General features: G+C 55.2%; 5 protein-coding genes and 1 pseudogene. All 6 read left to right on the top strand.

Annotation, left to right across the window (positions count from 1 at the left end; all coding sequences use genetic code 11):
* Nucleotides 1-208: 208 nt before the first annotated feature.
* On the top strand, nucleotides 209-589 hold a 381-nt coding region (locus BG74_RS04425), incomplete at its 5' end, for a flagellar basal body rod C-terminal domain-containing protein (protein ID WP_305809571.1).
* Nucleotides 590-609: 20 nt separating this feature from the next.
* Nucleotides 610-1,392, top strand: coding sequence for a flagellar basal-body rod protein FlgG (flgG, locus tag BG74_RS04420; RefSeq protein ID WP_066596877.1), 783 nt, complete (start codon nucleotides 610-612; stop codon nucleotides 1,390-1,392).
* Between the two features lie 146 nt (nucleotides 1,393-1,538).
* Complete coding sequence (locus tag BG74_RS04415; protein ID WP_066596982.1) at nucleotides 1,539-2,216, top strand: flagellar basal body L-ring protein FlgH; 678 nt, start codon at nucleotides 1,539-1,541, stop codon at nucleotides 2,214-2,216.
* A gap of 30 nt (nucleotides 2,217-2,246) precedes the next feature.
* Nucleotides 2,247-3,344 (top strand): flagellar basal body P-ring protein FlgI, encoded by a 1,098-nt coding sequence (locus BG74_RS04410; RefSeq protein WP_066596875.1) that lies wholly within the window; start codon nucleotides 2,247-2,249, stop codon nucleotides 3,342-3,344.
* Complete coding sequence (gene flgJ, locus BG74_RS04405; RefSeq protein ID WP_066596871.1) at nucleotides 3,344-4,297, top strand: flagellar assembly peptidoglycan hydrolase FlgJ; 954 nt, start codon at nucleotides 3,344-3,346, stop codon at nucleotides 4,295-4,297. The genes BG74_RS04410 and flgJ overlap by 1 nt, the downstream gene beginning before the upstream one ends.
* Before the next feature lie 108 nt (nucleotides 4,298-4,405).
* Nucleotides 4,406-4,536 (top strand): annotated as a pseudogene (locus BG74_RS19555) (flagellar basal body protein); the annotation flags it as partial.

The following is a 4,536-nucleotide window of genomic DNA, read 5'->3' as shown; positions in this document are numbered from 1 at the left end:
GCACACTAGTCGTACCATCAGTGCCAGGCAACGATTTTTCCCCTGGCCCTATTAATATTAGCGGCAACAATCTCGATGTGGCTCTGGACCAGCACGGCTGGCTGGCGGTGCGTTTGCCCGATGGCGGTGAAGCCTATACCCGCAACGGCCGGATTGAGATTGATGGTGTGGGAGGGCTCAGGGTTCAGAATTACCCGCTACTGGGCGNCCGCTGACAGTGCCGCCCGGCGCGGCTATAACTTTCGGCCCGGACGGCACGCTGTCCATCCTGGATGACGGCGATAAGCCGAAAACCCTTAGCCAAATTGGCCAGCTAAAGCTGATTCGTATCGATCCAGACAATCTGCACCAAGACGATAGTGGCCTGTTTACTCTTACCGACGCCGCGCGCGCGCAACGTGGCTCTGCGCTGCCCGCAGATCCGGCGCTGCGCTTGAAGTCCGGCGCCTTTGAGGGCAGCAATGTCAGCCCAGTCCAGACCATGGTGGAGATGATAGGAAACGCCCGCAGCTTTGAAATGCAGATGAAAGTTATCAGTAACGTTAACGATAACGCCCGCGCTGGTAATCAGCTATTGGCTATCGGTTAATCCAGAAAGGAGAAAAAATCATGATGCGCTCTTTAATGATTGCCAAGACCGGTCTCGAAGCGCAGCAGACCAATATGGATGTGATTTCCAACAATATCGCCAACGTGTCCACCATGGGATTTAAACGCCAACAGGCGGTATTCGAGGACTTGCTATATCAAACCGTGCGCCAACCTGGCGCTAAATCTTCTGAACAGACCACTATTCCTTCCGGGCTTCGGCTGGGTACCGGAGTGCGGCCCGTCGCCACCAAACGCATCCATTTGCAAGGCGGGTTGACTAATACTGGCAATCCCACAGATGTGGCCATTGAGGGGTCGGGATTCCTGCAGGTACTGATGCCGGACGGTACCAATGCCTATACCAGAGATGGATCATTGCAGCGCGATCAGTACGGCCAATTAGTGACTTCGAGCGGCTATCCTATCCAGCCAGCGGTGACAATACCCAACGGTGCCTCCAATCTGACCATCAGTAAGGATGGTTTGGTCAGCGTCATGTTGCCCGGACAAACCGAGCCGCAAGAAGTTGGGCAATTGACCCTAGCCACATTCATCAACGATGCCGGTCTGCAAAGCCTGGGGGAAAACTTGTATTATGAGACGCCGTCTTCCGGCGCACCGATGGAGAATAAGCCCGGCATGAATGGGGCAGGCGCGCTCAAGCAACAATTCCTGGAAAACTCCAACGTAAACGTCGCCCAGGAGCTGATTACTATGATTCAGGTCCAACGCGCTTATGAATTGAACAGTAAAGCGATATCCACCTCCGATCAGATGCTGCAGCGACTCGCACAGCTGTAGAGGTACCATCAGAGGGGCTGGTGTCCAGCCCCATTTTTTCTTCTCACCTGCGTGATCCACCTTATATGGAAAACATGACTCAGCTCTTGCCTAGGTTCACCTGGTGCTGGCATCATGGCACAAACGCCGCGCGCCTCGCCCTTTTCATGGAATACAGCATTGCTCTGGCCACTCTATTGCTCAGTGGTTGCGCCGAGCCGCCGCGGCGTCCGTTGGTAGTCGGCGTGACCACCGCGACACCGGCGCCGCTCATACCCATCACCGTTAATGGCTCAGTGTTTCAGCCGGGCCAGGCGATGAATTATGGCTATCATCCACTGTTCGAGGATCGCCGGCCGCGCAATATTGGCGACACGCTGACTATTATGCTGCAAGAAAACGTCAGCGCCAGCAAAAGCTCCTCCTCTAACGTCGATCGTAAAGGTAACACGGATTTGGGCATTAACGCCCTCCCCAGCATGCTAAACGGGTTAATGGGCGGCGATCGTCTGGCGATGGATATCGATAGTAGTAACAGTTTCAACGGTAAAGGGGGCGCAGCCGCTAAAAACACCTTCAATGGGACCATTACCGTGACCGTGATCGACGTCCTCACCAACGGCAATTTACGCGTCGTGGGGGAAAAACAGATTGCCATTAACCAGGGCACGGAATTCATCCGTTTTTCCGGCATCGTCAACCCACGCACCATCGACGGCAACAATCAGGTGGTGTCGACGCTGGTTTCCGACGCCCGTATCGAATATGTCGGTGATGGCTATATCAATGAAGCGCAGCAAATGGGATGGTTACAGCGTTTCTTCCTTAATTATTTGCCCTTTTAAGGATAAGGAATGAACAAATCGGTTGTGAGAATGATGTTATCCTTCTGTGCGGTAGCTGGGCTGTTGTTAGTGCCATCCATTCAGGCGGAACGTATCCGCGACCTCACCACAGTATTGGGTGTGAGGGAGAATGCGTTAATCGGCTACGGTCTGGTGGTAGGTCTCGACGGTACCGGCGACCAGACTACCCAAACGCCGTTCACTACTCAAAGTCTGCGAAATATGCTTTCCCAACTGGGCGTCACCGTGCCGACGGGAACCAACATGCAGCTGAAAAACGTCGCGGCGGTAATGGTGACGGCGAAATTGCCCGCTTTTGCCCGCTCTGGCCAGAAAATCGATGTAGTGGTCTCCTCGCTCGGTAGCGCCAAAAGTTTGCGCGGCGGGACGCTATTGATGACGCCTTTGAAGGGCGTAGATAACCAGGTTTATGCGCTGGCGCAGGGAAACATTCTGGTTTCCGGTTCCAGCGCGCAGGTTGGCGGCAATCGGGTGCAGGTGAATCAACTTAACGGCGGACGTATTAGCGGCGGCGCAATAGTCGAGCGCAGCGTGCCGGCGGATTTTTCCGGAGAAAACATCATCACACTGCAGCTGAACAACGACGACTTTTCGTTGGCGCAGCAAATAAGCGACGCCATCAATCATCATTTCGGCCGCCGTAGCGCTCTGCCGCTGGATAGCCGCACGATTAACGTCGCCGTGCCGCAAGACGGACCGGGCAAAGTTCGTTTCCTGGCAAACTTGCAGAATATCCCTATTACGCTCGGCCCTACCGATGCAGTGGTAGTGATCAATTCGCGTACCGGCTCGGTGGTGATGAACCAGGATATAGTGCTGGGTAGCTGCGCCGTGGCCCATGGCCAGCTGACGGTCGAAGTCAACCAGACCTACAAGGTCAGTCAACCTAACACGCCTTTCGGCGGCGGGAGCACGGTAGTAGTGCCGGATACCGTGATCAATGCGCGCAATGAAGGGGGATCCCTGCAGAAAATCGACGCTGGCGCGAATCTCAATGATGTTGTCAGCGCGCTAAACGGCATAGGCGCTACGCCGAATGATTTGATGGCAATTTTGCAGTCTATGCAAAGCGCCGGTTGTTTAAACGCCAAATTGGAAATCAACTAATGAATGACGGCATTCCATTGTTCGGCTCCACGCTGGATTTTTCCCAACTGGAGGTCATAAAAATCCGCGCCGTGCAGGCGTCTCGTCGGGGGATCTCGGGTGCGGCTCAGCAGGTCGAGGGGCTGTTTTTGGATATGATGCTCAAGAGCATGCGCGCGGCGCTCCCGCAGGAGGGGCTTCTAACCAGCGCTCAAACCCACCTTTATACCTCGCTTTACGACCAGCAACTGGCGCAGGATCTGGCGACTAGCGGGGTAGGGCTGGCGCAGGGTCTGCGCAGACAGCTCGGTGGGGGCGACATATCGCCGCTGGCCCCTGCCGCCCAGTGGATACCGGCGTACAACAACGCCGTCGACCCGCGCCAGCTGCGGCTTATGCCGGAGCAGCTTATCGGCGACGGACTGGCGTCCCCTTTAGAAGCGTTTGTCGACGGGCCGTGGAATCTGAACGCCGACACCGGTGGATTTATTACTCATATCACCGCGTCGGCTTTGCAGGTCGCGCGCGATAGTGGTCTGCCTCATCAGCTCATTGTGGCGCAGGCGGCCCTAGAATCGGGATGGGGAGCGCGGGAAATCAGAACCGCTCACGGCGCGCCGAGCTACAATTTATTTGGTATTAAAGCGGATGCGGGCTGGCGGGGCGAAAGCACGCAAATTACCACGACGGAATATGTGGACGGGGTCATGCAGAAGGTAAAAGCTAAATTTCGCGTCTATGCCTCTTATGGCGAGGCACTGCGAGATTACACACGGTTGCTAACAGAAAACCCGCGTTATCGGCGGGTTATGCAGGCCAGAACGCCGGAACAGGCGGCTAGATCGCTGCAATCCTCCGGATATGCTACCGATCCACATTATGCCGACAAGCTGATCACTATCATCGCGCAATTGAAAATGGTTGGACAGCGCGCGCAGGCGGCCTATCAGCACGATCTCGCTACGCTATTCTGACCGGCGCGCTTGAGTTTTTTCCTCGCAAGCCGATAAAGCAAATAAGCGCTCGCCAGTCGTCAACACCTTGGCTGACCAACCATATTCTGACCAGGAGCAGGTACCCTTATGCTAAATCTTTACTATATTGCCAGCAGCAGTTTGCAAACTGGACTGCAGGCGCTGAGCGTCATCGGCAACAACCTCGCCAATGCTACCAATCCCAATTATAGCCGGCAAAACATTATATTGAGCGCCGC

Source organism: Sodalis-like endosymbiont of Proechinophthirus fluctus (genome assembly GCF_001602625.1).
GTDB lineage: Bacteria > Pseudomonadota > Gammaproteobacteria > Enterobacterales > Enterobacteriaceae.
The sequence above is the reverse complement of the archived record's forward strand: the minus strand, read 5'-3'. Positions and strand labels throughout refer to the sequence as shown.

Bases quoted from the DNA above. Each gene is read 5' to 3' on its own strand.
- flgG (WP_066596877.1), top strand. From the start codon at position 610: ATGATGCGCTCTTTAATGATTGCCAAGACCGGTCTCGAAGCGCAGCAG.
- BG74_RS04415 (WP_066596982.1), top strand. From the start codon at position 1,539: ATGGAATACAGCATTGCTCTGGCCACTCTATTGCTCAGTGGTTGCGCC.
- BG74_RS04410 (WP_066596875.1), top strand. From the start codon at position 2,247: ATGATGTTATCCTTCTGTGCGGTAGCTGGGCTGTTGTTAGTGCCATCC.
- flgJ (WP_066596871.1), top strand. From the start codon at position 3,344: ATGAATGACGGCATTCCATTGTTCGGCTCCACGCTGGATTTTTCCCAA.